This window comes from Pseudoroseomonas cervicalis ATCC 49957, from assembly GCF_000164635.1.
Taxonomy (GTDB): domain Bacteria; phylum Pseudomonadota; class Alphaproteobacteria; order Acetobacterales; family Acetobacteraceae; genus Pseudoroseomonas; species Pseudoroseomonas cervicalis.
The window spans coordinates 1-1,602 of sequence record NZ_GG770843.1; the positions used below are offsets into that span (position 1 = coordinate 1).

Here is a 1,602-nt window from a genome sequence, read left to right on the forward strand (position 1 = left end):
CCACCGCCGCCCCGCCCCCGGCCATCCGGCGGCCCGGCGTCGCGGCGCCGGCCAGGGCGACCAGCATCATCCGCCGCGCGCCGGCGCACGGCACGATTGTGACAGCGACAGGACAGTGAGGAGCTCATCCATGGCAGCACCGGCCCCCAGCCTCGTCAGACCCGTGATCCTGTGCGGCGGCACGGGCAGCCGGCTGTGGCCGCTGTCGCGGGAGGGGTTCCCGAAGCAGTTCTGGCCGCTGCTCTCGCCGCGCACCATGCTGCAGGACACCGCGGCGCGCGCCAGCGGCCCGGGCTTCGCCGCGCCGCTGGTGATCAGCAACCAGGCGCACCGCTTCCTGATCGCCGAGCAGCTGCGCGAGGCCGCGGTGGCCGAGGCGCGCATCGTGCTGGAGCCGGTGGCGCGCAACAGCGCCCCCGCCATCGCCGCCGCCGCGCTGCTGGCGCATGAGGAGAACCCGCAGGACGTGCTGTGGCTGATGCCGGCCGATGCCGCCATCGGCGATGCCGACGCCCTGCAGGCGGCGCTGGCGCGCGCCGCCGAGGCCGCGCGGGCCGGCCACATCGTCACCTTCGGCATGCAGCCGACGGCGCCCGAGACCGGCTATGGCTACATCGAGTCCGGCGCGCCGCTGCCGGGGCTGGAGGGCGTCTCCGCCATCGCCCGCTTCGTCGAGAAGCCGGACGCGGCGCGCGCCGCCGAGTTCCTGGCGGGCGGCCGGCACCTGTGGAATTCCGGCATGTTCGTGGCCACCGCGGCGACGCTGCTCTCCGAGCTGGAGCGGCTGGCGCCCGAGCTGCTGGCCGCGGTGCGCGCCGCGGTCGAGGGCGCGACGCGCGATCTCGACTTCATCCGCCTCGACCCGGCGGCCTTCGCGCGCGCGCCCGACATCTCCATCGACTACGCGGTGATGGAGAAGACCGGCCGCGCCGCGGTGGTGCCGGCCTCGCTCGGCTGGTCGGATGTCGGTTCCTGGGCGGCGCTGTGGGAGGTCTCGCCCAAGGACGCGCAGGGCAATGCGACGCATGGCCCGGTCGCGCTGCACAACACCCGCAATTCCTATGTGCGCAGCGAGGGCATCCTGACCGGCGTGGTCGGGCTCGAGGACGCGGTCATCGTCGTCACCGACGACGCGGTGCTGGCGATGCACCGCGACCATGCGCAGGACGTCAAGAAGCTGCTGGAGCAGCTGAAGGCGCGGGGCCGGCCGGAGGCGACCGAGCACCGCCGCATGTACCGCCCCTGGGGCCATTACGAGGGGCTGATCAAGGGCGATCGCTTCCAGGTCAAGAAGATCTCGGTCAAGCCGGGGCAGAAGCTGTCGCTGCAGAAGCACCACCACCGCGCCGAGCACTGGGTGGTGGTGGCCGGCACCGCCATCGTCGAGCGCGATGCCGAGCGCATCATGCTGCGCGAGAACGAGTCCATCTACCTGCCGCTGGGCTGCGTCCACCGCATGGAGAATCCGGGCATGATCCCGCTCACCCTGATCGAGGTGCAGTCGGGCTCCTATCTGGGCGAGGACGACATCGTGCGCTTCGAGGACACCTACGGCCGCGCCTGAGCGCCCGCGCCGGCCGGGTGGCGGCCGTGGCGCCCCCG

1 protein-coding gene is annotated in these 1,602 nt (G+C 73.3%); it reads left to right on the top strand.

Annotation, left to right across the window (positions count from 1 at the left end; translation table 11 throughout):
- The first annotated feature begins 130 nt into the window (after positions 1 to 130).
- Positions 131 to 1,564 carry a mannose-1-phosphate guanylyltransferase/mannose-6-phosphate isomerase gene (locus tag HMPREF0731_RS19550; RefSeq protein WP_040614125.1) on the top strand — a complete coding sequence of 478 codons (1,434 nt, stop codon included), beginning with the start codon at positions 131 to 133 and terminating at the stop codon, positions 1,562 to 1,564.
- The last annotated feature ends 38 nt before the right edge of the window (positions 1,565 to 1,602 follow it).